The organism is Bradyrhizobium sp. CCBAU 21365, assembly GCF_015291305.1.
GTDB classification, from domain to species: domain Bacteria; phylum Pseudomonadota; class Alphaproteobacteria; order Rhizobiales; family Xanthobacteraceae; genus Bradyrhizobium; species Bradyrhizobium elkanii.
On the sequence record NZ_CP030036.1, the window covers coordinates 1,312,247 to 1,338,338 of the forward strand.

Genomic DNA, 26,092 nt, shown 5'->3' on the forward strand with positions numbered 1-26,092 from the left:
CATTCCAGAATCCATCACCTCGGAGAAGAAACATGGACGCAAAAACCGACGAAGGCGCGGGCAAATGCCCATTCACAGGCGGGCCTCGCGGGCACTCGAATCGTGACTGGTGGCCGGAGACGCTCGACGTTCAGGTGCTGCATCAGAACTCCAGCCTGTCCGACCCGATGGGCAAGGGCTTCGACTACGCCAAGGAATTCAAGAGCCTCGATCTCAACGCCGTGATCAAGGACCTCACGGCCCTGATGACGACGTCGCAGGAGTGGTGGCCGGCCGACTTCGGCCATTACGGCGGCCTGATGATCCGCATGGCCTGGCACTCGGCGGGCACGTATCGCATCACCGACGGCCGCGGCGGCGCCGGTGCCGGTCAGCAGCGTTTCGCCCCGCTCAACAGCTGGCCGGACAACGCCAACCTCGACAAGGCGCGCCGGCTGCTGTGGCCGATCAAGCAGAAGTACGGCCGCAAGATCTCGTGGGCCGACCTGATGATCCTCGCCGGCAACGTCGCGCTGGAATCGATGGGCTTCAAGACGTTCGGTTTTGCGGGTGGCCGCGCCGACGTGTGGGAACCGGAAGAGCTGTACTGGGGTCCGGAAGGCACCTGGCTCGGTGACGAGCGCTACAGCGGCGAGCGCCAGCTCTCCGAGCCGCTCGGCGCGGTGCAGATGGGCCTGATCTACGTCAACCCGGAAGGCCCGAACGGCAATCCGGACCCGGTCGCCGCCGCGAAGGACATCCGCGAGACGTTCTTCCGCATGGCGATGAACGACGAGGAGACGGTTGCGCTGATCGCCGGTGGCCACACCTTCGGCAAGACCCACGGTGCCGGCGATCCGTCGCTGATCGGGCCGGAGCCGGAAGGTGGCGCGATCGAGGAACAGGGTCTCGGCTGGAAGAGCAAGTTCGGCACCGGCGTCGGCGCTGACGCGATCACCGGCGGTCCCGAGGTCACCTGGACCCAGACCCCGACCAAGTGGAGCAACCACTTCTTCGAGAACCTGTTCAAGTACGAATGGGAGCTGACGAAGAGCCCGGCGGGTGCGAAGCAGTGGAAGGCAAAGGGCGCGGACGCCGTCATTCCGGACGCGTTCGATCCGTCGAAGAAGCATGTCCCGACGATGCTGACCACCGACCTGTCGCTGCGCTACGACCCGGCCTATGAGAAGATCTCGCGCCGGTTCTACGAGCATCCGGATCAGTTCGCGGACGCCTTCGCCCGCGCCTGGTTCAAGCTCACGCATCGCGACATGGGTCCGATCCAGCGCTACCTCGGCCCGCTGGTGCCGAAGGAGACGCTGATCTGGCAGGATCCGGTTCCGGCGCTCGATCACGCCGTGATCGACGACAAGGATATCGAGGCGCTCAAGGCGAAGATCCTCGCCTCGGGTCTGTCGGTGTCCGAACTGGTGTCGACCGCCTGGGCCTCGGCCTCCACGTTCCGCGGCTCCGACAAGCGCGGCGGTGCCAATGGTGCACGCATCCGCCTTGCGCCGCAGAAGGACTGGGATGTCAACGAGCCGGCGCAGCTCAAGACTGTGCTGAGCAAGCTCGAAGCCATCCAGAAGGCGTTCGGCAAGAAGGTCTCGCTGGCCGATCTGATCGTGCTCGGCGGCGCGGCTGCGATCGAGAAGGCGGCCAAGGACGGCGGCACCAATGTGAAGGTCCCCTTCACGCCGGGCCGCACCGATGCGACGCAGGACCAGACCGACGTCGAATCCTTCGCTCCGCTCGAGCCGCGGGCTGACGGCTTCCGCAACTATATCGGCGGCAAGCATCAGTTCCTGCAGCCCGAGGAAGCGTTGGTCGACCGTGCACAGCTCCTGCGGCTGACCGGGCCGGAATTGACGGTCCTCGTCGGCGGCCTGCGCGTGCTCGGCGCCAATGCCAAGAAGTCGAAGCACGGCGTGTTCACCAGCAAGCCGGGGACGCTCACCAACGACTTCTTCCTCAACCTGCTCGACATGGGCACGGTGTGGAGCGATGCCGGTCAGGGCGTCTATGAGGGCCGCGACCGCAAGACCAAGGCGGTGAAGTGGACCGGCACCCGCGTCGACCTGATCTTCGGCTCGCACTCGCAGCTGCGCGCGTTCGCCGAGGTCTACGGCTCGTCCGATGCCAAGGAGCAGTTCGTGAACGACTTCGTCGCGGCCTGGGCCAAAGTGATGAACGCCGACCGCTTCGACCTCGCGAAGTAAGCGGCGAGCAAACGGCAATCAGGGCAGGGCGGCGCTTCGGCGCCGCCCTGTTTCATTTGGGGGACGACGAGGAAGGATTTTCGTGGTTTGCCGATCCCGTTCAATCATGCAGCTTCATGTCGCGGATCATCTCCTCAATCTCCGCTTGCGTCAGGGTCGCCAGTGAGACTTGCGGCGCGCTGCTTGTTGCGGTGGACACGTCGCACTGCGAGGCACCGCGCCGAGGTTCGAAGATTGCGGTCAGGCTCGCCCAGCAGACGAGGAGGGCCACGATCCAGTCCAGTACATTGGCTGCCGTCATTGCAGCACCAGCATCAGCATTTCCATGTCCTGATGCTGCAGCCGAGTCGGGCTCCGCGCAATTCGGAAGCTACGAAACGTAACTTCGGCGCTGCCGAGAACCGCATCGGAACTGTGCTCCCTCTCCCGCTTGCGGGGGAGGGTTGGGGTGGGGGCTCTCTCCACGAGTCGCATCGCGGAAAGAGCCCCCACCCGCATCGCATGAAATGCGATGCGACCTCCCCCGCAAGCGGGAGAGGTGCAGTGAGTCTGCTGTTGACGCGATGCAGCCTAACTTCGTCGCCGCTGGTGGATCTATTCGCTCCGCGCCCGGCGCCCCTCGATCGGATAGGCGGGGTCGTTGAAGCCCGGCGTCGAGGGATGGCCGGTAACGACGAGGCGGTCGATCAGGGCTTCGTCCTCGGCGGTGAAGCGGTAGTCGAGCGCGCGGATGTAGTCGTCCCATTGCGCTTCGGTGCGCGGGCCCGCGATGACCGCGCTGACGAACGACGAGTTCAGCACCCAGGACACCGCGAACTGCCCGGCGGTGATGCCGCGGCTCTCGGCGTGGCGCTTGATCTCCTGCGCGAGCTGCAGCGATTCCGGCCGCCACTCGGTCTGCATCATGCGCTTGTCGTTGCGCCCCGCACGCGTGTCCGCGGGCGGCGCCGCATCGGGCGCGTATTTGCCGGTCAAGACGCCGCGCGCCAGCGGACTATAGGGCACGATGCCGAGCCCGTAATAGGCGCAGGCCGGGAAATGCTCGACTTCGGGCATCCGGTTCATCGCATTGTAATAGGGCTGGCTCGCGACCGGACGGTCGATGCCGAGCCGGTCGCAGATGTTGCAGATCTCGGCGACCCGCCAGGCGCGGTAGTTGGAGACGCCGAAATAGCGCACCTTGCCGGCGCGGATCAGGTCGCCCATCGCGCGCACCGTCTCGTCGAGCGGCGTCGCGTGATCTTCCTTGTGCAGATAGTAGACGTCGATGTAGTCGGTGCCGAGCCGCTTCAGGCTCTCGTCGGCGGCCTGGAACACCCAGCGACGCGACAGTCCGCCATGATTGGGGTCGTCGCCGATCGGGTTGGCGAGCTTGGTCGCGAGCACCCAGTTCGACCTTCTGTTCGAGATCGCGCGTCCGACGACCTCCTCGGACTTGCCGCCATTATAGGCATCCGCGCTGTCGATGAAGTTGATGCCGGCCTCGCGCGCCTTCGCCACGATCCGCGCCGAGGTCGCCTCGTCGGTCGGTCCGCCGAACATCATGGTGCCGAGGCAGATCGGCGAAACCTTCAGGCCGCTGCGGCCAAGCTGGCGATATTGCATCGATCGTTCCTCCGGGGTCATTCCGGGGCGATGCGCCAGCATCGAACCCGGAATCTCGAGATTCCGGGTTCATCGCTGCGCGATGCCCCGGAATGACAGGATCAACTCTCGTTCTTCAGGATTTTGAACACGCCGTTGGCCATCGCGATACAGCGCTTGTCGACGGTCACCTCGGCCGTGATGAAGATCAGGCTGCGGGTCGAGCGTACCACGCGCGGCCGCGTCGTCAGGATCTCGCCGATCTTGCCGGCCTCGACGAAATGGGTGTCGAGCTGCACCGTCGCAAGCGTCGGCTTGCCTGAGGCGAAGCGTGCGGCCATGCCGCAGGCGCGATCGGCAAAGGTCATGATCACGCCGCCCTGCACGAGGCCGCGGCGATTGTGGTGCTTGTCCTCGGTGATCAGCGCGAGTTCAAGCGCGCCGTCCTTCAACCGTTCCCACAGCGGGCCGATCAGCGTCAGGAATCCCGTGGTTTCGGCGATCTTCCAGCCGTCGGATTTGAGTTTGTCCGCGGCCTTGGCCGTCATGAGGTGGGGTCCGTTGCTTGCTGATGATTGATCGCAGGAGGCATGTGGTAGCAGTCATTTCATCAAACGCTGTTGTGGTGTAGTCAAGGTCAATGGCCCGCACATTTGACGATGCCACCCGGCGGAATATCGCAGAGCTCTGTGCCGCATTCGCGCGTTTGGCGCCGGCGGATGCCGCGCCGACGCTGAAGCGCGCGGCGGTTGCGATCGCGCTGACCGAAGGCGACGACGGCAGCGGCACGGCGTTCCTGCTGACCCGCCGCAGCGCGCGCCTGCGTGCCCACAGCGCGCAATGGGCGCTGCCGGGCGGGCGCTGCGATGCCGGCGAGACGCAGGCCGAGGCCGCGCTGCGCGAATTGCATGAGGAGCTCGGGCTCGCACTGTCGGAGCGCGACGTGCTCGGCATGCTCGACGATTATCCGACGCGGTCCGGCTATCTGATCACGCCGGTCGTGGTCTGGGCCGGCGCGCATGCGGCGATCACGCCGAACCCCGACGAGGTCGCCTCCGTCCACCGCATCGGCCTCGATGCGATCGAGCTGGAGGACGCGTTCAGCTTCGCCACGATTCCGGAAAGCTCGCGGCGCGTGATCCGCTTCCGCCTCGGTGGCCAGCAGATCCATGCGCCGACTGCTGCGCTGATCTATCAATTCCGCGAGGTACTGGCCGGTCGCAGCACCCGCGTCGCCGAACTGGAGCAGCCGGTATTCGCATGGAAGTAGCGACGATGACGCTATTTGTGACGCCGCTTGCGGGCGTTCATCTTCATTGATTTCTCCTGCGCACCAGGCGAATGCACCGCGGCCTCGGGTTCCTGAGGCGCCCGCGACACATTCTCGTAACAGGTGAATCGTGAACGCGTATCCGGAAACGTTCCGCAGTCGGGACGCTCGGCGCGCGCCGGTGCGGCGAGCGTCAACGCGCAGGCGGCAACCAGCCAGACGGTCATCCTCATGGCAGTCTCTCCACTGCTGCGTTCGGAAAACACCGCATTGTGGCGAATATTCTGCATTGATCGCGGCATCCGGCCGCTGCGATCCGGACAATTCCGGGCTGACTTCGCAGCCGTGCTTGCTACAACGAGGCCATGCGCCCGCAGTTGATTCGCCTGTGCCTTGGATTTGTCGCGCTCGCGCTCGCGCTCGCCGCCAGCGCGCCGTCCGTCCTTGCCGGCGAGGCCGGCGCGTTGCCGCCTTCCGTCGCCAATGCGATGGCGCAGGCATCGCCGCAGGCGATCATGGAGTATCGCCGCAAGCTGCAGGAATATCAGGAGGCGCGCGCCGCCTTCGAGCAGGACGCGAGCGCCTACTGGAACGCGATCGCCGAGAAGAGGCGCGGCCGCAACGCCAAGCGGCGCGACCGCGTGCAGACCTCGCTGGACGATTACGTGCTGCAGCAGCCGCCGGTCTATGAGGGTCCGAAGCGGCCGGTCAATCCGGCTCCGGAAGAGGAGGAAGGCAAGCCGCCGCGTCCGCCCAAGACGCTTCCGGTGGCCTCGGACCTGGTCAGGGCAGCGGCCGAGCAATTCCAGTTCACGCCGCAGCGGCCGGCCAGCGAGGTCGAGTTCAAGCGCGCCTATGCCCGCTACGCGCGCGCCGCGGGGCTGACGCCGGAGCAGGCGGTGCGGGTCTATTCATTCGAGACCGGTGGCACCGGCACTTACGACGTGCAGGCGGGCATCGAGCACGGCGGCAAGCGCGCCATCTCCACCGCGATGGGCTACAACCAGCTGCTCACCACCAACACCGTCGAGCTATTGGCCGAGCAGGGCCATGAATTCGTGCGGGATCTGACCGAGCGGGTTGCGAGAACGCAGGGGCCCGCGCGCAAGGCGATGGAGCACAAGCTCGCGGTGCTGAAGAAGATGGTCGCGTTCACGCGCACCGTGCCCGACGACTGGTCGGCGCATCAACGCCTCGCCGATACGCCGCAGGGCTGGGCGTGTCATGCCATGGTGCTCGACATCGATGTCGGCCCGATGCTGCAGACCCACAAGCTGCTGACCTCGGTGATCTTCGCCCGCAACAAGGGCTACAGCCGGCCGCTGACCGCGGCCGAGCTCGAGATGATGAACCTGACCGGCGACGGCACCGGGCTCGACATGGTGACCATGCCGCAGGCGATGCGCGAGCAGGTGCCGACGTCGAATTTCTTCCAGCGCTCCGGCTACGAGCGCAATCCGGTCGCCATCCGCCACAACACGGTGGCCAGGCTGCTTGCCGTCACCAATGAGCGGATGGACTTCAACAGCAACAAGCCGGGCGCGAAGGAATTGGCCGCGGCGTTCTGATGCTGCCGAAAACCGCTAGAGCTCCGGTTCTGATCGAATCAGAACCGAAGCTCCAGACCTTCCACGCGTTTTCTTCACGCGAACCGGCGTCCACTTCGCTCGAAAACGCTCTAATTCGAGCCGAACTTGAACTTGCCGTCGCCCTCGAGATAGGGCCCGGAGCGCATGTAGAGCTGGCCGTTCTGGCCGATGAAGAACAGCGTCCCCTTCGGCACCTTCTTGGCGCCCTTCAGCAGCGTGCCGGCGTTGTTGGTGCCCATCTTGTAGGACCAGGTCTTGCCGTCCTTGTCATAGGCGTAGCCCATGTCCGGCTTCAGCTCCCAGGGCGCAGCCTCCTGTGCGAATGCGCAGGTCGTCAGCGCGGCAAACGCCGCAGTCGCAATAAAAGTCTTGGTCAGAAAATGCGTCATGATCCACCTCCGGCCGAGAAAACGGCGTCGTCCCCACGTTCTTGAACAAATCACGAACGATGTTCGCGCGTCAATACGACAATCGGCGCGACCGCTCGCGCGGACCGGCGACTTTGTGATTTCCCGCATCAAGCTTGGCGACTATTTTCGCGTTACCGTTTACAAACGCTTTGATTGCCGGAAACACTACCTGGGGATGATCGGGATGAACCACGTCATGAAGATCGGAATCGGTGTCGCTCTGTCGTTCATGACGCTGGCGTCAGTTGCGCAGGCGGACGAGTTCAAGCTCTCCAACAACCAGCGGATCGCCTGCAGCCGCGGCCTGTCCGCCGGCAAGCTCAACACCGCGACCTGCAAGTCCTACGCCTATCTGTTCAACGCCAAGACCTCGGAATACTTCCGCTGCCAGGTCTCGCTGGCGCTGACGCGGGACAACAAGGAGGTCATCAACGTGCAGGCCGACGGCGGCTGCACCAAGAAGCCGCGCATCTTCGAGACCGACGGCAACTACACGTTCGACGCCACCGAGACCGAGCCGCCGAACACCAACTCGTTCTTCGGTCCGGGCGGCTATGCGATCTGGGCGAGCGACGTCAACACCCAGAAGATCCGCGGCTGCATCACCATCTCGTCCGGCCTCGGCTCCGACATCTCGAAATGCCTCGACATGACGTTCCAGTGACGGCGTGATGCACAGGCTGCGCTGTGCCGCTCCTGGCTGTTTCTCGAAGGCGCCAACGAGGACGTGCTGCAGCAGGCGGCCGCCAGCGGCGCCGACGTGCTGATCCACGAGCTCGAGGATTTTACCCCGCCGCCGCTGCGCCCGAAGGCGCGGGCCCTGGCCGCCGAGCTCTACGCAGCCTGGCGCGGCCGGGGCGTGGTGGTCGCGGTCCGCGTCAATCCGCTCGACCAGGACGGTATGGACGATCTCGCCGCCGTGATGCGCGGACGTCCGGATATCGTCGCGCTGCCGAAGGTCGCCGAGCCGCACCATGTCGTCAGGCTTGACGAGGCGGTGACGCGGTTCGAGCGCGACTACGGTATCGCCGAGGGATCGACGTCGCTGCTGCCGAATATCGAGTTCGCGCGCGGTCTGGTGCAGACCGGTGCGATCGCCATGGCAAGCCGGCGCATCATCGGTTGCCTGATGGCCTCCGAAGACCTCGCCGCCGATCGTGGTGCCGAGCGCGGCAGCGATGGCCTGGAGCTGGCTTACGCGCGGCAGCGCTTCATCGTCGAATGTCGCGCCGCCGGCGTCGTCGCAGTCGATTGTCCCTACACCTGGAGCGACGCCGAAGGCGTCGAACGCGACACGATCTGGGCGCGACGGCTGGGCTACACCGCAAAGAGCCTGGTCGATCCCGCGCATGCCCCGATCGTCAACGGCGTCCTGACGCCGGGCGAGGAGGAGTTGCGCCAGGCGCGCAGGATCGTCGCGGCGTTCAAAGCGGCGCGGACGCAGGGCTTTGGGCGCGTCGAACTTGACGGCTCGTTGCTGGAGGTCCCGACCTATTCCAATGCGAAACGCCTGATCGCGCGCGGCGAAGCGCTGCGCGCGATCGATCGCGACGTTCGTGCCTGACCAGAGGCCATGCCTCAGGAGGCCGGCTCTTTCTCCGAGAAGTGCATGCGTGAGCGGGCGAACTTCTTGACGCCCATCGGCTTGCCGAACAGGTAGCCCTGGACCTGATCGAAATCCATTTCGTGCGCGGCGAGAAAGTCCGCGCGCGTCTCGACCCCCTGGGCCACGACCTGCGCGCTATTGTCGTGGGCCAGCTCCACGACACGCCGGCATACCGTCTGCTTCAGGCGCTGATCCGCGCAGCCGGTGACGAATTGATGGTCCACCTTGAGCTGGACGAACGGAAAGTTCGGCAGTCCCAGCAAAGACGGCCAGTTCGCGCCGACATTGTCGATCGAGATGCCGATATTGTGCAGCCGAACGCGGCGGGCGACATCGATCGCCAGATCCAGATTATCGACCACCTCGGTGCTGTCGATCTCGATCAAGAGGCCCGCGAAGGCCGCATGATCCGGCATCCGGTAACAGAGCTCGCGTACGGCACGATCGTCGGCGAGGAAGGAGATCGGCAGGTTGATCGAGAGATTGACCGGCCCGATCTGCTCGACGAGATAGCGCCAGTCGTCGATTGCACGCTCGATCACGAACTCGGACAGCGCATGAAAATGCGGATCGCTCTCGTCCGGGATGAAGTAGGCCGGCGGCACGACGCCCCAGGCCGGATGGCGCATCCGGATCAGCGCCTCGGCGCCGCTCGGCACCAGCGTCCGGAGATGAATTTTCTGCTGATACCACAGCTCGAGCCAGCCGGCCTTCAGCGCTTCGGGCACGTCCACCGCCGGGCTCGGCGCGGGTTCAAGCGGCATCAATGACGCAAGACTGTCGCGAAGGGTTCCGGCGCTGAACGGCGTCGACAGCGCCGGCAGCATGGCGATGCCGTACTCATCGCCGATTTGCCGGACCGCCTTGACGATGATCGAGTCCGGCTGCCCGATGACGAGGACCTTGCCGCCATAGTCCTTTCTCACCAAAGTCTCGAGAATTTTACTGACTTCGATGCCGTCCACGGACACGCCGAGCACCAAAAGATCGGGCCGTTCCGCGTCCAGAACGGTGTCGAGCTCCAAAGCCTGGCTGCATTCACTGGTGATGAAGCCGAGGTCTTCCAGCGCCTCGGCGAGGAAGGTCCGAAGGTGTTTTTTGCTGTCCGCAATGCATGCGCGTGGGGTCAGCTTGCGATGTCCGAACCAGCCGGCTCGCGTGCGTTCGATGTGACTGATGTGATTCATGCCCCGCCTTGTCCGTAGTTACCCCGGCTTGACTCGTACATCCTAGAGCGGCGGCAATCATGGAAATTTCTGGTTCATACATTGATTGCCCCGCTAACCTTAAAGGATTCAATTCGATTCAAATGACGCTGGAATCGCGACGTCTCACCGCTGTTACACGTGCAACAAATGCGTCATCTGACATTCATAAGCGCGATCGCGTCCGACTTTGCACATCGGCAGAAGCACTGTGCGCGTGTGTCATCGAGAGACGGCGTTAATGACTGTGTTGTCGCGTCGATGCAGACGCGGAACTGCGTCATTGTCGGACATCAGATCGCGCCATGCAGCGTGCTCCCAAGAGCGCCGATGGCGAATCAGATCACCCGTCTTGCGTTGGCGCTCGCAACGTCTCCGGCATCAACGCGCAGTAGCCGATCAGCCCGGCGCAAGCGACGGCTGCAAGGAACAGAAATGCGGCGTTGTAACCGGCGTGGACGACAATGAATCCGGCGACAGCCGTGCTCAGGCCGCCATCTGGGGCTGCAAGCCGATCTTCGCGGGTTCGTTGCGCATCTCAACCCGCCCGTGCAGGTTCCCGCGCAGGTAAAGTGGTGTTGCTATCAGGGATTTCCGCCGCGCATGCGTCATTTGGATGGGTTGACCCGGCGGGGGTGTCCGGCCAATTTCCGGCCGGCTTAAGGGGAGAATAATACTCATGAATTCCAAGTTGATGGCTGCTGCGATCGTGGCAGCCAGCGTTTTGTCCGCGCCTGTCGCACAGGCCGAGCAGTTCATTAACGTGCTCACCGGCGGCACCTCCGGCGTCTACTATCCGCTCGGCGTCGCGATGGGGAAGATCTACGGCGACAAGATCCCCGGCGTGAAAACCCAGGTGCAGGCGACCAAGGCCTCGGTCGAGAACCTGGTGCTGCTGCAGCAGGGCCGCGGCGAGATCGCCTTCACGCTCGGCGATTCGCTGAAGGCGGCCTGGGAAGGCGACGCCGAGGCCGGCTTCAAGAACAAGCTCGACAAGCTGCGCACCATCGGCGCGATCTATCCGAACTACATCCAGATCGTCGCGACCGCCGAGAGCGGCATCAAGACGCTCGCCGATCTCAAGGGCAAGAGCCTGTCGGTCGGCGCGCCGAAATCCGGCACCGAGCTCAACTCGCGCGCGATCCTCGCGGCCGCCGGCATGAGCTACAAGGATCTCGGCAAGGTCGAGTACCTGCCGTTCGCCGAATCGGTGGATCTGATGAAGAACCGCCAGCTCAACGCCACGCTGCAGTCCGCCGGCCTCGGCGTCGCCTCGCTGAAGGACCTCTCGACCTCGAGCGAGATCACCGTCGTCGCCGTGCCGAAGGAGACCGTCGACAAGATCGGTCCGCCCTTCGTCTCCGTGATCATCCCGGCCAACACCTACACCGGCCAGGACAAGGACGTGCCGACCGCCGCGGTCGTGAACTACCTCGTGACCTCGAGCGCGGTGTCGGACGATCTCGCCTATCAGATGACCAGGCTGGTCTACGAATCGCTGCCGGAACTCGCCAACGCCCACGCCGCGGGCAAGGAGATCAAGCTCGAGGCCGCCGCGACCGGCAGCCCGGTGCCGCTGCATCCCGGCGCGATCCGCTATTACAAGGAGAAGGGCCTGATCAAGTAGGGCCGGTTGCTTCGAGGATGTTGTGGCCGGGCGCCCGTCCCCGACCCGATCGGGGATGACCCGGCCATCCATCTTCCTAGAGACGGTGATTTTTCGATGGATGCGCGGGTCGAGCCCGCGCATGACGTGCGACGGGGCGCTATAAGCGCCGTGGCACGGCGGGGGACTTAATTCGATGCAGCAGCAGGCTGAGGGCGAGCAGCCCATCAAGGTTGAATTCGACAATTTCGAGCATGGCTTTCCGGAAGGCTTCGGCCCGGGCGCTTGGGGGCATCTGGCCTATGCCATCGGTCTCGCCTTTGCGGTGTTCCAGCTCTATGTCGCGGCCTTCAACTACCTGCCGAGCCAGGTGGTGCGCGGCGTCCATGTCGGCTTCCTGATCCTCCTGACCTTCGGCCTGATCGGCAATTTCACCGCCAAGACCGATTTCGGCCGCGCGGTGAGCTGGATCGTCGGCGCCGCCGGCTTCCTCTGCGGGCTCTATCAGTGGATCTTCTATGCCGACCTGATCGCCCGCGACGGCGATCCGACCAACATGGATCTCGCGGTCGGCACGCTGCTCGCGGTCCTGATCTTCGAGGGCACGCGGCGGCTGATGGGGGCGGCGCTGCCGCTGATGTGCGGCGCCTGTCTGCTCTACTGGTTCTTCGGCCAATATCTGCCGTCGCCGTTCAATCACCGCGGCTATGACTTCGACCAGATCGTCACCCATCTCTCGTTCGGCACCGAAGGCTTCTACGGCGTGCCGATCTACGTCTCGGCGACCTACATCTTCCTGTTCATCCTGTTCGGCTCGTTCCTGGAACGCGCCGGCATGATCCAGCTGTTCACCGACGTCTCGCTCGGCCTGTTCGGCCGCACCCGCGGCGGGCCCGCCAAGGTCGCGGTGTTCGCTTCGGGCATGATGGGCACGATCTCGGGCTCGGGCGTCGCCAACGTCGTTACCGTCGGCCAGTTCACGATTCCCTTGATGATCAAGTTCGGCTATCGCCGCGCCTTCGCCGCGGGCGTCGAGGCCACCGCTTCGATGGGCGGCCAGATCATGCCGCCCGTGATGGGCGCGGTCGCCTTCATCATGGCCGAGACGCTCGGCGTGCCCTATTCGGAGATCGTCAAGGCCGCGGTGATCCCGGCGGTCCTCTACTTCGCCTCGGCGTTCTGGATGGTGCATCTGGAAGCCGGCAAGCATGGCCTCGTCGGCATGAAGCGCGCGGAGATCCCGAGCGCCTGGAAGGCGCTGGTGGCACGCTGGTATCTCGTGCTGCCGCTCGCGGCGCTGGTCTACATGCTGTTCGAGGGCTTCACGCCGCTCTATGCCGGCAGCATGGGACTTGCGCTCACGGTCGCGCTGATCCTCGGCGCCAGCATCACGCTCGGCTTCTCCAACACCGTCTTGCGCTACATCTTCTGGATCGGCCTCGCGCTGGTGGTCGCCGCGGTCTCGCGCCACGGCATCGAGATCGTTCCGGTCGCCGGCGTCGTCGCCGGGCTGATCGTGATCGCGGCGATCACCCGCGGCGGCCGCGCCACGCTGAAAGCCTGCCGCGACTCGCTCGCCGACAGCGCCAAGTCGGCGCTGACCGTCGGCATGGCCTGCGCCATCGTCGGCACCATCATCGGCATGATGACGCAGACCGGCGTCGGCACCATCTTCGGCAGCTGGATCATCGGACTCGGCGCCAAGAGCCTGTTCCTGGCGCTGATCATGACCATGCTGCTGTCGATCCTGCTCGGCACCGGCATCCCGACGATCCCGACCTACATCATCACCGCGGCGCTGGCCGCGCCGGCGCTCGCCAAGCTCGGCGTGCCGCTGATCGCAAGCCACATGTTTGCGTTCTACTACGGCATCATGGCCGACCTCTCGCCGCCGGTCGCGCTCGCCGCCCTGGCGGCGGCGCCGATCGCCAAGGAGAATCCGGACAAGATCGGCTGGGAGGCGATGCGGATCGCGCTGGCCGGCTACGTCATTCCGTTCATCTTCGTCTATTCGCCGGCGCTGATGCTGCAGGCCGGGGATCCGATGCAGGCGCAGCTCGGCTTCTACGGCGCGGTGGCGCTGGCGGCCTTCAAGGCGCTGGTGGCGATCGGATTGTTCGGCATCGTCGCGATCGGCTTCCTGTTCACTCGGTTGACCTTCATCGAGATACTGGTCGCCTTCGGCGCCGCGCTCTGCCTGCTCGGCGATTTCCCGTTCTCGGATACGGCGGGCTTCACGCTCGCCGCTGCTGTCGTGCTGTGGCAATGGCGGCAGCGTCCGCGCAATGCGGTGGCGGCGGCTTGAGCCTCTGCCTCGCTTCCGCGGGGGTCGTGAAGGCGCTGTCGATCGCGGCCTTCACGCTCGCCTGGACGCATTCGATCGAGAAGAGCGCCTGGCAGGAGGACTGGCTGGTCACGCCGGCCGGGCTCACGCTGCAACGGGCGCGCGTCAAGGGCACGGGCGCCGGCATGGAGCCGCCGCCGGAGGCGCGCCTTGTCGATGGCTGGTTTCAATGGTCGCCGCCGCCGGTGCCACGGCCGGAGGTCGTGCTCGGCAATTCCGGCGCCGCGGGTGAATGGCGCCTGTGCCAGGAGGGACGCTGCCGGACGCTATCGGAGATTTTCGGCCATCCGATCGGTGCTAATGTCACGACGATGAGTGTTTGCGGGAATCCGTAGGGATCCGTAGCCCGCATGAGCGCAGCGATATGCGGGGATAGCGCCCCGGACATCGCTTCGCTCATCCGGGCTACGGTCCGGCAGCAAGAACAACAAGGGAGAACAGGCGATGGATCGGCTCAAGGGCAAGGTTGCGATGGTGGTCGGCGCGGGCTCGATCGGGCCCGGCTGGGGCAATGGCAAGGCGACCGCCGTCACCTTCGCGCGCGAGGGCGCCAGCGTATTCTGCGTCGATCGCAATGGCGCCGCGGCGGAGGAGACCGTCGGCATCATCACCGGCGAGGGCGGCAAGGCGGTCGCATTCACCGCCGATGTCTCGCGCGCCGGCGAGGTCGAGGCGATGGTCGCGGCCTGCCTGAAGGCCTATGGCCGCATCGACGTGCTCGACAACAATGTCGGCATCGCCGAGGTCGGCAGCGTGGTGGAAGTAGGGGAAGCCGAATGGGACCGCGTCTTCGCGGTCAACCTCAAGAGCGCCTATCTGTCGATGAAGCACGTCATTCCCGTCATGATCAAGCAGGGCGGCGGCTCGATCATCAACATCTCCTCGATCGCCTCGATCCGCCATGTCGGCATTTCCTATGTCAGCTACAACGCGAGCAAAGCCGCGATGAACCAGATGACACGGTCGACCGCGGTCGAGTTCGCCTCGAAGCATGTCCGCGTCAACGCGATCCTGCCCGGACTGATGAAGACGCCGATGGTCGCGCACTCGGCCGGGCTGGCGCAGAGCTACGCCAAGGGCGATGTCGAGGCGATGTGGCGCGCGCGCGACGCGCAGGTGCCGATGGGGCATATGGGCGACGCCTGGGACGTCGCCAATGCCGCGCTGTTCCTGGCGTCGGATGAATCGAAGTACGTCACCGGCATCGAGCTCGTGGTCGACGGCGGCATCACCTCCAAGTCGGGGGCGTGAAGGCGATCATGATGCGATCGGATGGGACCGCATCATGATCCCACATTCTTGATCGAGCATGGTCTCTTCGGAAAACCGGTTCCCACTCTTCCGGGTCATGCGCTATTGCGCCAGCGCCAGGATGCCGCCGGCAACGGAATGCCACGCCGCCGAGGTGCTGATCGGCCAGTTCAACAGCTTCACCGCGACCAGTGCCAGCCCGCCATAGACGTAGACCGGGTGGGGGCGGCCGCGGGTGCGCCAGTCGAACACGATCGCGACGACCAGGAGCAGATAGGCGACGAGCGCCGGTGCGATCGTGACCGGGACCGGCGGTGGGCCGGGCGGTCCCGGCGGCGCAAGGAAGGTCAGGAACCAGCGCGCGACCGCTGCATCGAGGATCGAGATCGACGCCAGCAGCATCAGCCGCTTGTGGGTTTCGCGGTCGCGCAGGCAGATGATCGCGAGCGCGAACACGACAGCGAAGAACAGGATGCCGCTGAGCGGAACGATCGCAAACGCAAGGCCCTCATTGGCCTGTCCGATCGCAGCCGAACGCTTCATGACGCTGATCGAGGCCACGATGCCCATCATGGTCATCGCGGTCGCCAGCGAGATGCCGATCAATCCGACGCTGCGATGCCGTGCAATCCGCCCCGAGGCGGCGAGCCAGCTCTGGAACACGAAATAGAGCGTCCAGGCGAAGAACAGCAGCCCATGCAGGTGCACCACGGGAGGCGAAGACAGCGAGCCTCTCGCCATCGGCATCCAATAGGTCGGGGCAAAGCCGAGAAAGGCGACCGCCATGCAGGACAGCGCCATATAGAAATAGAAGAACTTCGCCTCGACTTTCGCCGAGGCGCGCGGGGAATTGCGATCAATGAGGATTGTCATGATGTTAGGTCTGACAAACCCTGTGATGGTTCAAAGGATATTGCGGCCCGGCGCTATGCCTCCACGCTGAGTTCGGCTCGGTCGAGTTCTTCCTCGACCAGATGGAATGCATCGTCGCCGATCGCCTCGGTGCGGCGCAGATTGAGCAAGGCCTGACGCGCCGCGGAGATAGCGCGGCGGCGCAGCGGATCCGACGGCAGCTCGCGCGAGGTCAGGCCGCCATCGGGATCATTCTCGGCGCGCAGCAGCACGGCGCGATATTCGAGCCGGAGGATCTCGGCCTCTTCCGACGGGTCGGCGTCGATCTCGTCGAGCGCGGCGCGAAACACCACGCCGCGGGCATGGGCCGCCTCGCGTCCGACCGGATCGTCGTCGGCGAAATTCAACGCCAGGATCAACGGCCGCAGCGTCAGCCCCTGGATCACGAGCGAACCGAGCACCACGGCAAACGCCGTCAGCAGGATCAGATCGCGATACGGAAACCATTCCGGCAGCGCAAACGCCGCCGCCAGCGTGACGATGCCGCGCATGCCGCACCAGGACACGATGAAGCCGCGCTTCAAGGTCGGCACGGCGTCCACCACATGGGCGGGCAGCAGGTTGCGCGCCTTCAGCGTGCGCAGCAGCGCGCCGTAAGGCATCACCCAGAGGATGCGGGCGAGGATCACGACGGCGAGGATCGCGGCGGCAAAGCTGCAATACTTCCACCGCACCTCGTCGTCGAGGCCGGACCAGATCGGGCGCAACTGCAGGCCGATCAGCATGAAGGCGAGCACGTTGAGCACGAACACGACGGTTTCCCACACCGCGTAGGACGACACGCGCAGCCGCGCCGATGTGCGGGCCGGCGCGGTGCGCGAGATGGTGATCGCATAGGCGATGATGGTGAGAATGCCGGACAGTCCGAGATGCTCGGCGATGATCCACACCATGAAGGTGCCGCCGAACTGCGTGATGATCGCGCTCGGCGCCTCGGTGATGCGACGCGTGATCATCATCCAGACCTGCGCGAACAGGAAGCCGGCGGCGAGGCTGCCGACCAGCGCGATCGTGATGGACGGCACGAACTCGCGGATCTTCATATGCTCGGCGGCGACGAGGCCGACCGCGACGCGATAGATCAGCAGCGCGCTGGCATCGTTGAGCAGGCTTTCGCCTTCGAGGATCTTCTGGATCCGGTAGGGCAGGTTGACCTGGCGCAGGATCGCGGTGGCCGCGGCCGCATCCGGCGGCGCCACGATGGCGCCGAGCGCGATCGCAACCGCCCACGGCATGTCCGGGCGCAGCCAATGCGCGACCACGGCGACCGCCGCCGTGGTGACGCCGACCGCGACCACCACCAGCGTCGAGACCGGCAGCCAGTTGTTGCGGAGATCGCGCAGCGAGGTGTCGAACGCGGCATCGAGCAGCACCGGCGCGACGAACAGCGCCAGCGCCAGTTTGGGTTCCAGCGCCCAGGTCGGGGCCCACGGCAGCAGCGTCAGCAGCACGCCGCCGAGCGCCAGGAAGGTCGGGTAGGGCACCTTGATCCGCCGCGCCAGCGCCGACAGCGCCACCGCTGCGAGCAACAGGCCGATGATCCATTCGAATGTGAGCAAGCCGAACCCCCGATGCAGCCGATCGTCGCAATTGACGTATAATCCAGCGTGTGGTTTTGCGGCAAATGGCGCACCGCCGGGCATCAGGGGCCGGTGGTTCGGGCGCAAGAGAGGGATGTCTTGTCGGCGACCGGGATGCGACACAAACGCGCAAATCTGGCCGTGATGCTGATCTGCGTCGGCCTGTCGGGCGGGCTGACGTCGGGCGTTGCGCGCGCCACCGGCAGCGAGCCGGGCGAGGATGTGCAGGCCAATGCCGGCCCCTGCATCGCGGCGGCAGCGGCGGCCGATAACGACAAGATCATCGACGTCTGCGGCGCGCTGATCGACAATGAGAAGGCGGCGCGGCCCGATCGCGTCAAGGCGCTGATGGCGCGGGCGGCCGCCTATGACCGCAAGCAGATGATCGATCGCGCGATCGCGGACTACGACACCGTGCTCAAGCTCGATCCATCGCTTGCCGATGCGCATAATGCGCGCGGTGAGCTGTGGCGCCGCAAGGGCGACCGGCCGAAGGCGATCATGGATTTCGGCGCCGCCGTCAAGCTCGCTCCCAATCACGCCGCCGCCAAGTCCAATTACAAATCGCTGTCGCTGGAGCTGGAGCGGATCGGCGCCATGATGGCGGTCGCCGGCAAGCCGAGCTTCGATTGCCGCAAGGCGCGCCGGCCGGTGGAGAAGGCGATCTGCGCCAATCCCACGCTTGCCGATCTCGATCGCGAGATCGGCGCGTCGACCTTCCGCGCGGTGCGCGAAGCGCAGACCCCGGGCCAGGCGCGCGAGCTGCAGCGCGAGCAGGATCAGTTCATCGCCCGCCGCAATGCCGAGTTCGGCAAGCCGGGCTACGACCTGCAAAAGGCGATGCGCGAGCGGCTGCAGTGGATCAACGGGGTCGACGGCTACTAGTGTGCTGAATGCGAAGTTTGCGCGATTTCGTGGCAACCACTTTCACGAACTTCGCATTCATAAAGCACACTAGAATCACAAGTTTGCTAGTGTCCTTATCGAATCCGAAGTTCGCTCCGAAGGTGCGGCAAATGATGCGAACTTCGGATTCGGGACACTAGTGCTAACGTCGGTCAGTTTACGGCTTGAATTATCGGTCGGGCCCGTGACAATGGCCGTTAACTAGAGCTAGCCATTTCAGGTTCGTCATGCCCGGCCTTGTGCCGGGCATCCACGTCTTGCTTTGTCGCCCCAAAGACGTGGATGGCCGGGACAGGCCCGGCCATGACGCGAGAGATGAGCCGGGAGAGACGCTATGAATATACAAGGCAAGAGCCGGTATCATGAGGTGTATGCCCGCTCGCTTCGGGACCCCGAGGGCTTTTGGGCGGAAGCGGCGCGCGAGATCGACTGGATCGAGCCGGCCAGGAAGATCCTCGATCCCTCGGTGGGCGCCTATGGGCGCTGGTTCGCCGGCGCCGTGGTCAACACCTGCTACAATGCGCTGGATCGCCATGTCGCAGGCGGCCGCGCCAGCCAGGTCGCGCTGATCCACGATTCGCCGCTCACCAACACGACCACCAAATTCACCTATTCCGAATTGTTGGCGGAGGTGCAGACGCTGGCCGCGGTGATGCAGGATTTCGGCGTCACCAAGGGCGATCGCGTCATCCTCTATATGCCGATGGTGCCGGAGGCCGTCGTCGCGATGCTCGCCTGTGCGCGGATCGGTGCGGTGCACAGCGTGGTGTTCGGCGGCTTCGCGGCCAAGGAGCTTGCGACCCGCATCGACGACGCCAAGCCGAAGCTGATCTTCTCGGCGAGCTGCGGCATCGAGCCCGGGCGCATCGTGCAATACAAGCCGCTGCTCGACGAGGCGATCCGCCTCGCCGGCAGCCAGCCCGAGACCTGCATCATCCTGCAGCGGCCGCAGCAGGCTTGCGAGCTCACCGCGGGCCGCGATCATGATTGGGCGACGCTGCGCCAGGCCGCGTTCGACGCCGGCAAGGCCGCGCCCTGCGTGCCGGTAGCCGCCACCGATCCGCTCTACATCCTCTACACGTCGGGCACGACCGGAATCCCGAAGGGCGTGGTGCGCGACAATGGCGGTCATCTCGTCGCGCTGAAATGGTCGATGCACAATCTCTACGGCGTGAAGCCCGGCGAGATCTGGTGGTGCGGCTCGGACATCGGCTGGGTGGTCGGCCATTCCTACATCGTCTACGGTCCGCTGATCCACGGCGCGACCACCATCATGTATGAGGGCAAGCCGGTCGGCACGCCGGATGCCGGCGCGTTCTGGCGCGTGATCTCAGAGCACAAGGCGGTCGCCTTCTTCACGGCGCCGACCGCGTTCCGCGCGATCAAGAAGGAAGACCCCGAGGGCAAGTTCATCCGGAATTACGATCTCTCGAGCTTCCGCACCCTGTTCCTCGCCGGCGAGCGCGCCGATCCGCCGACGGTGGAGTGGGCCGAGCAGCAGCTGAAGGTGCCGGTCATCGACCATTGGTGGCAGACCGAGACCGGCTGGTGCATCGCGGGCAATCCGGTCGGGCTCGGCCAGCTGCCGGTCAAGCACGGCTCGCCCACGGTGCCGATGCCGGGCTATCAGGTCGACATCGTCGACGAGGCGGCAAAGCCGGTCGGGGCCGGCACGATGGGCTCGATCGTGATCAAGCTGCCGATGCCGCCGGGCTGCCTGCCGACGCTGTGGCAGCAGGACGACCGCTTCAAAGACGCCTATCTCTCGGAATTCCCCGGCTACTACAAGACCTCGGATGCCGGCTACAAGGACGAGGACGGCTATGTCTGGGTGATGGGCCGCACCGACGACATCATCAATGTCGCCGGCCACCGGCTGTCCACCGGCGGCATGGAGGAGATCCTCGCCTCGCATCCCGATGTCGCCGAATGCGCCGTGCTCGGCGTCAAGGACGCAATCAAGGGCGAGGTGCCCTGCGGTTTCCTGGTGCTGAAGGCCGGCGTGACCAAAGCACCCGCCGAGGTCGAGAAGGACGTCGTGGCGCTGGTGCGCGACAAGCTCGGGCCGGTCGCCGCGTTCAAGATCGCGATCACGGTGGCGCGGCTGCCGAAGACCCGTTCCGGCAAGATCCTGCGCGGCACCATCAAGAAGATCGCCGACGGCGAGCCCTGGACCATGCCGGCGACGATCGAGGACCCGAAGGTGCTCGACGAAATCGGCGAGGCGCTGAAGGGGAAGGCGTAGCTCGACGTCGTGTTGCTGGCTCGCTGTTGAGACAGCACGTCGTGTGGCACCCCTCTCCCTAACCCTCCCCCGCAAGGGGGGAGGGAACCCTTCCGCCGGTGGGCTCCCTAACGTCAGGTGAGCACGCGGGTCAGGCTCCCTCCCCCCTTGCGGGGGAGGGCTGGGGAGAGGGGTGGCCCCGGGCGCGATGGACGATGAGGGCACCATCGCGCAATCCGGCCGCGTACCCTCGAAACCCATCGGAAGCAAAACGGCCTTGATTTTGATGGATTGCCGGGTCATCCCGGCCTTCCCTGTCATATGCCACGAGATACGGACACCCGGATGCGATCCATTTCCGCACGCGCGCCACTCGCCTTGCTGCTCGCCCTGCCGCTGCTTGCAGGCTGTCTCGAGCGCGGCCGATCGCCGATCGCGGAGAGCATGGGTGACGACGACCAGTATTGCCAGGCTGGCGGCAAGGTTGCGGTCGGCTCGCCTGATTACGTCGCCTGCCGCAAGAACCGCGACGTGCAGCGCCAGAACGCCGAAGCCCGCACCGATCGGCGGCAGCGCGATCTCGGCGAATACATGATGAACAATCCCGACCGGCATTGAGCCGCGCCGACGGTCGCCGTCACGCCCATTGCGTGCGCTTCCAAGCAAAAACGCGGCAGGTTGCCCTGCCGCGTTTCGTGTTCTGCTTCTCGCGTTGCGCGATCGGCGCTTACTCTTCCTCGTCGTCGGGCTTCTTGCCGCCGATCGTCTTCAGCTTGGCGAACACGGCGTCGACGTTGAGATCGTCGTGGCGCTCGATCGGCTGGTCGTCCAGCTCGTCCTTGCGCGTGGTCTCGGAGGCCGGCAGCAGCGTGGCGCCGCCGTAGACGGTGGTGGTCGGCTTCTCCTTGGCGGCGCGCTGCACCTCGAAATCGAGCTCGATCTGCGAGCATAGGCCGAGCGTCACCGGGTCCATCGGGGTCAGGGTCGAGGCGTTCCAGTGGGTGCGGTCGCGCACGCTGGCGATCGTGGTCTTGGTGGTGCCGACCAGACGCATGATCTGGGCGTCCTTCAGCTCGGGATGGTTGCGCACCAGCCAGAGGATCGCGCTCGGCCGCTCATGGCGGCGCGACACCGGGGTGTAGCGCGGGCCCTTCTTCTTGGCGGCGGAGGGCAGCACCACCTTGCTCTCCTGCAGCTTGAGGCGGTAGTTCTGGTCGCGCTCGCCGCGCTCGATCTCCTCGCGGGTCAGCTGGCCGTTGGAAATCGGGTCCATGCCCTTGATGCCCTGGGCGGCGTCGCCGTCGGCGATGGCGCGGACCTCTAAGGGGTGCATTTTGGTAAAATCGGCCACCTGATCGAAGGTCAGGGCGGTATTGTCGACCAACCACACGGCAGTCGCCTTCGGCATCAGCGGTGCGTTGCTCATGGCAAATCTCCTTTGTGCTTCGCCCACCTCTGTCGAGGCGAAGCTGGTAGTCATCGGCGATGACGGGAATTATAGGGCCTATATAAGCCCTCCGGGGGGAATGGCGCAATGGGCGAGCAAAATCGCCTTGACAGCGCCCGAAAGCAGTCCCAAGTCCTTACCGTAACTGGCCGTTCCCCGCCCGCCGGCGAGGGGTGATTCGGTCCCGAGATTGCCCCAAGACAGCCTCAAGACAGCCCATGTCAGCGAAAAAACCCGACCTTAGAATCGTGCTTTGTTCCCCCCGCGGCTTTTGTGCCGGGGTGGTCCGCGCCATCGACACGGTCGAACGTGCCCTCACCATTTATGGCGCGCCGGTCTATGTCCGGCACGAAATCGTCCATAACAAGTATGTGGTCGACAGCCTGAAGACCAAAGGCGCCATTTTCGTCGAGGAATTGGCCGAAATCCCCGACGATACCAACGCGCCGGTGGTGTTTTCCGCCCACGGCGTTCCGAAATCGGTTCCCGCCGAGGCCAAATCCCGCAATTTCTTCTCGCTGGACGCGACCTGCCCGCTGGTGACCAAGGTCCACCGCGAGGCGGCGATCCATTTCAAGCGCGGCCGCGAGATCCTGCTGATCGGGCATTCCCATCACCCTGAGGTGGTCGGCACCTTGGGCCAGCTGCCGGCCGGCGCCGTGACCCTGATCGAGACCGCCGAGGATGCCAAGACCTTCGTCCCCAAGGACCCCGACAACCTCGCCTTCGTGACCCAGACCACGCTGTCGATCGACGACACCGCGGAGATCGTGGCGCTGCTCAAGCAGCGCTTCCCGAACGTCAACGGTCCGCACAAGGAAGACATCTGCTACGCGACCACCAACCGCCAGCTCGCGGTGAAGAAGGTGGCGCCGGTGGTCGATGCCCTGATCGTGGTCGGCGCGCCGAACTCGTCGAACTCGCAGCGCCTGCGCGAGGTCGCCGAGCGCGAGGGCTGCCCGATCGCCGTGCTCGCCCAGCGCGCCAGCGACATCGACTGGCAGCGCTTCGATGGCATCAGGAGCCTCGGCATCACCGCGGGCGCCTCGGCGCCGGAGGTGATCGTCGAGGAGATCATGGGCGCGTTTGCCGAGCGCTACGAACTGCACGTGGAGACGGTCTCGGCCGCGGAAGAGAACGAGTTCTTCCCGCTGCCGCGTTCGCTGCGGCCCGACGCTGCCGCGGCGGAATAGACCATATGGCGGTCTACACCGACGTTGCCGCCGAAGACCTCGCGGAATTCCTCAAAAGCTACGACATCGGCGAACTGCTCTCCTACAAGGGCATCGCCGAGGGCGTCGAGAATTCGAACTTCCTGCTGCACACCAGCCAGGGCGCCTACATCCTCACGCTCTATGAGAAGCGCGTGGCGGAGGACGACCTGCCGTATTTCCTGTCGCTGATGGCGCATCTCGCCGAGCGCGGCGTGTCGTGCCCGCAGCCGGCGCGCAATCGCAAGGGCGAGGTCACCAGCCGGCTCGCCGGCCGGCCCGCGGCGATCATCAACTTCCTCGAGGGCGTGTGGCCGCGGCGGCCGAACGTGGCGCATTGCGCCGGCGTCGGCGGGGCGCTGGCCAAAATGCACGTCGCCGGCCGCGATTTCCCGCTGGTCCGCAACAACCCGCTGTCGGTCGCCGGCTGGCGGCCGCTGTTCGATCTCGCCGCCGCGCGGGCCGACAGCGTGCAGGCCGGATTGCACGACTTCATCGCGCGTGAGCTCGATCATCTCGAAGCCTCGTGGCCGGCGGATCTGCCGGTCGGCGTCATCCATGCCGACCTGTTTCCCGACAACGTCTTTTTTCTGGGCGACAAGCTCTCGGGCCTGATCGACTTCCCGTTCGCCTGCAACGACATCCTGGCCTACGACGTCGCGATCTGCCTCAACGCCTGGTGCTTCGAGCCGGATCATGCCTTCAACGTCACCAAGGCGCGCGCATTGCTCAACGCCTATGGCCGCGAGCGTCCGCTGTCGGCGGCGGAAGAGGCTGCGCTGCCGTTGCTCGCGCGCGGTGCCGCGATGCGCTTCCTGCTGACGCGGCTGGTCGATTTCCTCAACGTGCCCGAAGGCGCGCTGGTGCAGCCGAAGGACCCGCTGGAATATGTCCGCAAGCTGCGCTTCCAGCAGAATGTCGCGAGCCTGCGCGATTACGGCATCACGCCGGCCGGGTGCGCGGCGTGAGCGACAAGCCGCATGTGATTGTCTTCACCGATGGTGCCTGCTCCGGAAATCCGGGGCCGGGCGGCTGGGGCGCGATCCTCAGATTCGGCGAGGCCGAGAAGGAATTGAAGGGCGGCGAGCCGCACACCACCAACAACCGCATGGAGCTGATGGCGGCGATCTCGGCGCTGGAAGCCCTGAAGAAGCCCTGTGTGGTCGATCTCACCACCGACAGCCAGTATGTCCGCCAGGGCATCACCGGCTGGATCCACGGCTGGAAGCGCAACGGCTGGCGCACGGCCGACAAGAAGCCGGTCAAGAATGTCGAGCTGTGGCAGCGCCTCGATGCCGCGCTGAAGCCGCATGAGGTGCGCTGGCACTGGATCAAGGGCCACGCCGGCCACGCCGAGAACGAACGCGCCGACGAGCTGGCGCGCGAGGGCGTGGCGATGGCGAGGTTGAAGAGTTAGGGCGCGCCGCTTTCTGCTATCGCCAAGCCCATAACTGTCATCGCCCGCGAAAGCGGGCGATCCAGTATTCCAGAGGCAGTGGCGATTGAAACGAGAGGCCGCGGCGTACTGGATCGCCCGGTCAAGCCGGGCGATGACAGTGTGCGTGGGGCGTCGGCTTACAGCTGCCCGAGCAGCGTGTCGCCGCCGGAGACCTCGACCTTGCCCGGGGCGGGCTCGAGGTTGAGCTTCTTCACCACGCCGTCCTCGACCAGCATCGAGTAGCGCTTGGAGCGGATGCCGAGGCCGTTGCCGGAGGCGTCGAGCTCCATGCCGATCGCCTTGGCGAAGTCGGCATTGCCGTCGGCGAGGAAGACGGCTTCGTCGCGCTGGTCGGTGTCGCGCTTCCACGCGTTCATCACGAAGGCGTCGTTGACCGAAACGATCGCGATGGTGTCGACGCCCTTGTTCTTCATGGCATAGGCGTTGAGGAAGATGCTCGGAAGATGCATCTTGTGGCAGGTGCCGGTGTAGGCGCCGGGCACGGCGAACAGGGCGACCTTCTTGCCCTTGAAAATATCGTCGGTGGTTTTGACCTGCGGACCCTCGGCGGTCATCACGCGAAACTTGGCTTCCGGCAGCTTGTCGCCAACATTGATCGTCATCGTTGTTCTCCCTCGGTGAAGCGGAACTGTCTTAGACCCGGCTACAGCACGGCACAATACGGGCTCGCCGAAGAACGGCAATGCCCGACCATCGTCACCGTTCCGTCATCAGCCGGAAAACCCGCCGGTGTCGAGAAAGGCCTGCTCCTCGGCCGTGGTCTGCCGGCCCAGCACGCGATTCCGGTGCGGGAAGCGGCCGAACCGGCGGATGATGTCGGCGTGGTCCTCGGCATATTTCAGGTTGTCGGGATGGCAGTCATATTGCCGGAACATCGTCACGCAGCGCTGCTGGTCGGCGAGGTCCTCCGAATGCTCGAAAGGCAGATAGAGGAATTCGCGCAGCGCGGGGCCGGTCCGCGCATCGACGCCGCGGTCGATGGCGCGCCTTGCCACGTCACGCGCCAGCGCATCGCTTGAAAAGGTCCTGGCGTCGCCTCGAAACAGGTTTCGCGGAAACTGGTCGAGCACGATGGTCAGCGCCAGCGCGCCGTCGTCGCTGGCCTCCCACGACGACAATTCGCCGGCAGCCGCCTTCTGCCAGGTGGCGAGGAAGCGGCTGCGGATCTCGGCATCGAAGGCGTCGTCGTGCTTGTACCAGCGGTCGCGGCCGGCATTCCGCCAGAAGCCAAGCACGTCGGCCGGCGTCGCGAGGCTTGCGTCAGACATCGAAGGTCAGTCCACTCACGCC

Annotated in this window: 26 protein-coding genes; 15 read left to right on the forward strand and 11 right to left on the reverse strand. The window is 65.3% G+C overall.

The genetic code is table 11. The features are described 5' to 3' along the window. Positions 1 to 32 precede the first annotated feature (32 nt). Positions 33 to 2,198 carry a catalase/peroxidase HPI gene (katG, locus tag XI02_RS06125; RefSeq protein ID WP_172648840.1) on the forward strand — a complete coding sequence of 722 codons (2,166 nt, stop codon included), beginning with the start codon at positions 33 to 35 and terminating at the stop codon, positions 2,196 to 2,198. A gap of 100 nt (positions 2,199 to 2,298) precedes the next feature. Here the strand turns inward: katG and XI02_RS06130 are convergent, their stop codons facing one another. The 3 genes from XI02_RS06130 to XI02_RS06140 form a co-directional block, all read right to left on the reverse strand. After that, entirely contained in the window at positions 2,299 to 2,499 is a 201-nt protein-coding gene (locus tag XI02_RS06130) for a hypothetical protein (protein WP_016845614.1), read from the reverse strand. A gap of 293 nt (positions 2,500 to 2,792) precedes the next feature. Then, positions 2,793 to 3,803 (reverse strand): aldo/keto reductase, encoded by a 1,011-nt coding sequence (locus XI02_RS06135; RefSeq protein ID WP_069275790.1) that lies wholly within the window; start codon positions 3,801 to 3,803, stop codon positions 2,793 to 2,795. A 101-nt stretch (positions 3,804 to 3,904) separates the two neighbouring features. Beyond that, positions 3,905 to 4,330, reverse strand: coding sequence for a PaaI family thioesterase (locus XI02_RS06140; RefSeq protein WP_172648839.1), 426 nt, complete (start codon positions 4,328 to 4,330; stop codon positions 3,905 to 3,907). A 92-nt stretch (positions 4,331 to 4,422) separates the two neighbouring features. Between XI02_RS06140 and XI02_RS06145 the strand changes: the two genes are divergently transcribed. Next, positions 4,423 to 5,052, forward strand: a complete 630-nt coding sequence (locus XI02_RS06145) for a CoA pyrophosphatase (RefSeq protein WP_016845607.1) — start codon at positions 4,423 to 4,425, stop codon at positions 5,050 to 5,052. An 11-nt stretch (positions 5,053 to 5,063) separates the two neighbouring features. Here the strand turns inward: XI02_RS06145 and XI02_RS06150 are convergent, their stop codons facing one another. After that, complete coding sequence (locus XI02_RS06150; protein WP_172648838.1) at positions 5,064 to 5,342, reverse strand: hypothetical protein; 279 nt, start codon at positions 5,340 to 5,342, stop codon at positions 5,064 to 5,066. Between the two features lie 75 nt (positions 5,343 to 5,417). On the opposite strand from XI02_RS06150, the gene XI02_RS06155 reads away from it, so the two are divergent. Further along, positions 5,418 to 6,620 (forward strand): hypothetical protein, encoded by a 1,203-nt coding sequence (locus tag XI02_RS06155; protein ID WP_172648837.1) that lies wholly within the window; start codon positions 5,418 to 5,420, stop codon positions 6,618 to 6,620. A gap of 110 nt (positions 6,621 to 6,730) precedes the next feature. Here XI02_RS06155 and XI02_RS06160 read toward each other — a convergent pair whose 3' ends face one another. Further along, complete coding sequence (locus XI02_RS06160) at positions 6,731 to 7,030, reverse strand: hypothetical protein (protein WP_016845604.1); 300 nt, start codon at positions 7,028 to 7,030, stop codon at positions 6,731 to 6,733. A gap of 205 nt (positions 7,031 to 7,235) precedes the next feature. Between XI02_RS06160 and XI02_RS06165 the strand changes: the two genes are divergently transcribed. Further along, a complete protein-coding gene (locus XI02_RS06165; RefSeq protein ID WP_026192194.1) occupies positions 7,236 to 7,715 on the forward strand; it encodes a hypothetical protein in 480 nt (159 codons plus the stop codon). Between the two features lie 63 nt (positions 7,716 to 7,778). Continuing rightward, entirely contained in the window at positions 7,779 to 8,615 is an 837-nt protein-coding gene (locus XI02_RS06170; protein WP_244980821.1) for a CoA ester lyase, read from the forward strand. 14 nt (positions 8,616 to 8,629) lie between these two features. Here the strand turns inward: XI02_RS06170 and XI02_RS06175 are convergent, their stop codons facing one another. Further along, a complete protein-coding gene (locus XI02_RS06175; protein ID WP_018269639.1) occupies positions 8,630 to 9,844 on the reverse strand; it encodes an EAL domain-containing protein in 1,215 nt (404 codons plus the stop codon). Between the two features lie 697 nt (positions 9,845 to 10,541). On the opposite strand from XI02_RS06175, the gene XI02_RS06180 reads away from it, so the two are divergent. The 4 genes from XI02_RS06180 to XI02_RS06195 all read left to right on the forward strand — a co-directional run bounded on the left by XI02_RS06180 (position 10,542) and on the right by XI02_RS06195 (position 15,063). Beyond that, a complete protein-coding gene (locus tag XI02_RS06180) occupies positions 10,542 to 11,489 on the forward strand; it encodes a TAXI family TRAP transporter solute-binding subunit (protein ID WP_069275795.1) in 948 nt (315 codons plus the stop codon). A 175-nt stretch (positions 11,490 to 11,664) separates the two neighbouring features. Beyond that, on the forward strand, positions 11,665 to 13,773 hold the full coding sequence (locus XI02_RS06185) for a TRAP transporter permease (protein WP_172648836.1): 2,109 nt from the start codon (positions 11,665 to 11,667) through the stop codon (positions 13,771 to 13,773). Further along, positions 13,734 to 14,147, forward strand: a complete 414-nt coding sequence (locus XI02_RS06190) for a DUF1850 domain-containing protein (protein WP_172648835.1) — start codon at positions 13,734 to 13,736, stop codon at positions 14,145 to 14,147. Before XI02_RS06185 ends, XI02_RS06190 begins: the two co-directional genes overlap by 40 nt. Positions 14,148 to 14,256: 109 nt before the next feature. Further along, entirely contained in the window at positions 14,257 to 15,063 is an 807-nt protein-coding gene (locus tag XI02_RS06195) for an SDR family NAD(P)-dependent oxidoreductase (RefSeq protein WP_018269644.1), read from the forward strand. A gap of 102 nt (positions 15,064 to 15,165) precedes the next feature. On the opposite strand, the gene XI02_RS06200 is transcribed toward XI02_RS06195, so the two are convergent. Next, positions 15,166 to 15,936: a hypothetical protein gene (locus tag XI02_RS06200; RefSeq protein ID WP_016846863.1), complete on the reverse strand. Its 771-nt coding sequence runs from the start codon at positions 15,934 to 15,936 to the stop codon at positions 15,166 to 15,168. Between the two features lie 53 nt (positions 15,937 to 15,989). Next, the gene (locus XI02_RS06205) at positions 15,990 to 17,534 is read right to left on the reverse strand and encodes a sodium:proton antiporter (protein ID WP_172648834.1); all 1,545 of its coding nucleotides are present in this window, start codon (positions 17,532 to 17,534) and stop codon (positions 15,990 to 15,992) included. Between the two features lie 135 nt (positions 17,535 to 17,669). Between XI02_RS06205 and XI02_RS06210 the strand changes: the two genes are divergently transcribed. The 3 genes from XI02_RS06210 (at position 17,670) to XI02_RS06220 (ending at position 21,303) form a co-directional block, all read left to right on the forward strand. After that, positions 17,670 to 18,440, forward strand: a complete 771-nt coding sequence (locus tag XI02_RS06210) for a tetratricopeptide repeat protein (RefSeq protein ID WP_172648833.1) — start codon at positions 17,670 to 17,672, stop codon at positions 18,438 to 18,440. 355 nt (positions 18,441 to 18,795) lie between these two features. Then, on the forward strand, positions 18,796 to 20,706 hold the full coding sequence (locus XI02_RS06215) for a propionyl-CoA synthetase (RefSeq protein WP_172648832.1): 1,911 nt from the start codon (positions 18,796 to 18,798) through the stop codon (positions 20,704 to 20,706). A gap of 324 nt (positions 20,707 to 21,030) precedes the next feature. Then, positions 21,031 to 21,303: a hypothetical protein gene (locus XI02_RS06220; RefSeq protein ID WP_075969207.1), complete on the forward strand. Its 273-nt coding sequence runs from the start codon at positions 21,031 to 21,033 to the stop codon at positions 21,301 to 21,303. A gap of 109 nt (positions 21,304 to 21,412) precedes the next feature. Here XI02_RS06220 and XI02_RS06225 read toward each other — a convergent pair whose 3' ends face one another. After that, positions 21,413 to 22,111 (reverse strand): DUF1013 domain-containing protein, encoded by a 699-nt coding sequence (locus tag XI02_RS06225; RefSeq protein ID WP_018269648.1) that lies wholly within the window; start codon positions 22,109 to 22,111, stop codon positions 21,413 to 21,415. Between the two features lie 239 nt (positions 22,112 to 22,350). Here XI02_RS06225 and ispH point away from each other — a divergent pair, with 239 nt between their 5' ends. The 3 genes from ispH to rnhA are packed head-to-tail and all read left to right on the forward strand — an operon-like array spanning position 22,351 to position 24,760. Next, the gene (gene ispH / locus XI02_RS06230; protein WP_026192195.1) at positions 22,351 to 23,325 is read left to right on the forward strand and encodes a 4-hydroxy-3-methylbut-2-enyl diphosphate reductase; all 975 of its coding nucleotides are present in this window, start codon (positions 22,351 to 22,353) and stop codon (positions 23,323 to 23,325) included. A gap of 5 nt (positions 23,326 to 23,330) precedes the next feature. Further along, positions 23,331 to 24,311 (forward strand): homoserine kinase, encoded by a 981-nt coding sequence (locus XI02_RS06235; RefSeq protein WP_018269650.1) that lies wholly within the window; start codon positions 23,331 to 23,333, stop codon positions 24,309 to 24,311. Continuing rightward, on the forward strand, positions 24,308 to 24,760 hold the full coding sequence (gene rnhA / locus XI02_RS06240; RefSeq protein ID WP_026192196.1) for a ribonuclease HI: 453 nt from the start codon (positions 24,308 to 24,310) through the stop codon (positions 24,758 to 24,760). The genes XI02_RS06235 and rnhA overlap by 4 nt, the downstream gene beginning before the upstream one ends. Before the next feature lie 158 nt (positions 24,761 to 24,918). Here the strand turns inward: rnhA and XI02_RS06245 are convergent, their stop codons facing one another. Further along, entirely contained in the window at positions 24,919 to 25,404 is a 486-nt protein-coding gene (locus XI02_RS06245; protein ID WP_018269652.1) for a peroxiredoxin, read from the reverse strand. Positions 25,405 to 25,512: 108 nt separating this feature from the next. Beyond that, on the reverse strand, positions 25,513 to 26,070 hold the full coding sequence (locus tag XI02_RS06250; protein ID WP_018269653.1) for a DUF924 family protein: 558 nt from the start codon (positions 26,068 to 26,070) through the stop codon (positions 25,513 to 25,515). Positions 26,071 to 26,092 lie beyond the last annotated feature (22 nt).

What these genes read in the sequence shown, in the direction of transcription:
- katG (WP_172648840.1), top strand. Translation starts at nt 33, where the DNA reads ATGGACGCAAAAACCGACGAAGGCGCGGGCAAATGCCCATTCACAGGC.
- XI02_RS06130 (WP_016845614.1), bottom strand. Translation starts at nt 2,499, where the DNA reads ATGACGGCAGCCAATGTACTGGACTGGATCGTGGCCCTCCTCGTCTGC.
- XI02_RS06135 (WP_069275790.1), bottom strand. Translation starts at nt 3,803, where the DNA reads ATGCAATATCGCCAGCTTGGCCGCAGCGGCCTGAAGGTTTCGCCGATC.
- XI02_RS06140 (WP_172648839.1), bottom strand. Translation starts at nt 4,330, where the DNA reads ATGACGGCCAAGGCCGCGGACAAACTCAAATCCGACGGCTGGAAGATC.
- XI02_RS06145 (WP_016845607.1), top strand. Translation starts at nt 4,423, where the DNA reads ATGGCCCGCACATTTGACGATGCCACCCGGCGGAATATCGCAGAGCTC.
- XI02_RS06150 (WP_172648838.1), bottom strand. Translation starts at nt 5,342, where the DNA reads ATGCAGAATATTCGCCACAATGCGGTGTTTTCCGAACGCAGCAGTGGA.
- XI02_RS06155 (WP_172648837.1), top strand. Translation starts at nt 5,418, where the DNA reads ATGCGCCCGCAGTTGATTCGCCTGTGCCTTGGATTTGTCGCGCTCGCG.
- XI02_RS06160 (WP_016845604.1), bottom strand. Translation starts at nt 7,030, where the DNA reads ATGACGCATTTTCTGACCAAGACTTTTATTGCGACTGCGGCGTTTGCC.
- XI02_RS06165 (WP_026192194.1), top strand. Translation starts at nt 7,236, where the DNA reads ATGAACCACGTCATGAAGATCGGAATCGGTGTCGCTCTGTCGTTCATG.
- XI02_RS06175 (WP_018269639.1), bottom strand. Translation starts at nt 9,844, where the DNA reads ATGAATCACATCAGTCACATCGAACGCACGCGAGCCGGCTGGTTCGGA.
- XI02_RS06180 (WP_069275795.1), top strand. Translation starts at nt 10,542, where the DNA reads ATGAATTCCAAGTTGATGGCTGCTGCGATCGTGGCAGCCAGCGTTTTG.
- XI02_RS06185 (WP_172648836.1), top strand. Translation starts at nt 11,665, where the DNA reads ATGCAGCAGCAGGCTGAGGGCGAGCAGCCCATCAAGGTTGAATTCGAC.
- XI02_RS06190 (WP_172648835.1), top strand. Translation starts at nt 13,734, where the DNA reads ATGGCGGCAGCGTCCGCGCAATGCGGTGGCGGCGGCTTGAGCCTCTGC.
- XI02_RS06195 (WP_018269644.1), top strand. Translation starts at nt 14,257, where the DNA reads ATGGATCGGCTCAAGGGCAAGGTTGCGATGGTGGTCGGCGCGGGCTCG.
- XI02_RS06200 (WP_016846863.1), bottom strand. Translation starts at nt 15,936, where the DNA reads ATGACAATCCTCATTGATCGCAATTCCCCGCGCGCCTCGGCGAAAGTC.
- XI02_RS06210 (WP_172648833.1), top strand. Translation starts at nt 17,670, where the DNA reads ATGCGACACAAACGCGCAAATCTGGCCGTGATGCTGATCTGCGTCGGC.
- XI02_RS06215 (WP_172648832.1), top strand. Translation starts at nt 18,796, where the DNA reads ATGAATATACAAGGCAAGAGCCGGTATCATGAGGTGTATGCCCGCTCG.
- XI02_RS06220 (WP_075969207.1), top strand. Translation starts at nt 21,031, where the DNA reads ATGCGATCCATTTCCGCACGCGCGCCACTCGCCTTGCTGCTCGCCCTG.
- XI02_RS06225 (WP_018269648.1), bottom strand. Translation starts at nt 22,111, where the DNA reads ATGAGCAACGCACCGCTGATGCCGAAGGCGACTGCCGTGTGGTTGGTC.
- ispH (WP_026192195.1), top strand. Translation starts at nt 22,351, where the DNA reads ATGTCAGCGAAAAAACCCGACCTTAGAATCGTGCTTTGTTCCCCCCGC.
- XI02_RS06235 (WP_018269650.1), top strand. Translation starts at nt 23,331, where the DNA reads ATGGCGGTCTACACCGACGTTGCCGCCGAAGACCTCGCGGAATTCCTC.
- XI02_RS06245 (WP_018269652.1), bottom strand. Translation starts at nt 25,404, where the DNA reads ATGACGATCAATGTTGGCGACAAGCTGCCGGAAGCCAAGTTTCGCGTG.
- XI02_RS06250 (WP_018269653.1), bottom strand. Translation starts at nt 26,070, where the DNA reads ATGTCTGACGCAAGCCTCGCGACGCCGGCCGACGTGCTTGGCTTCTGG.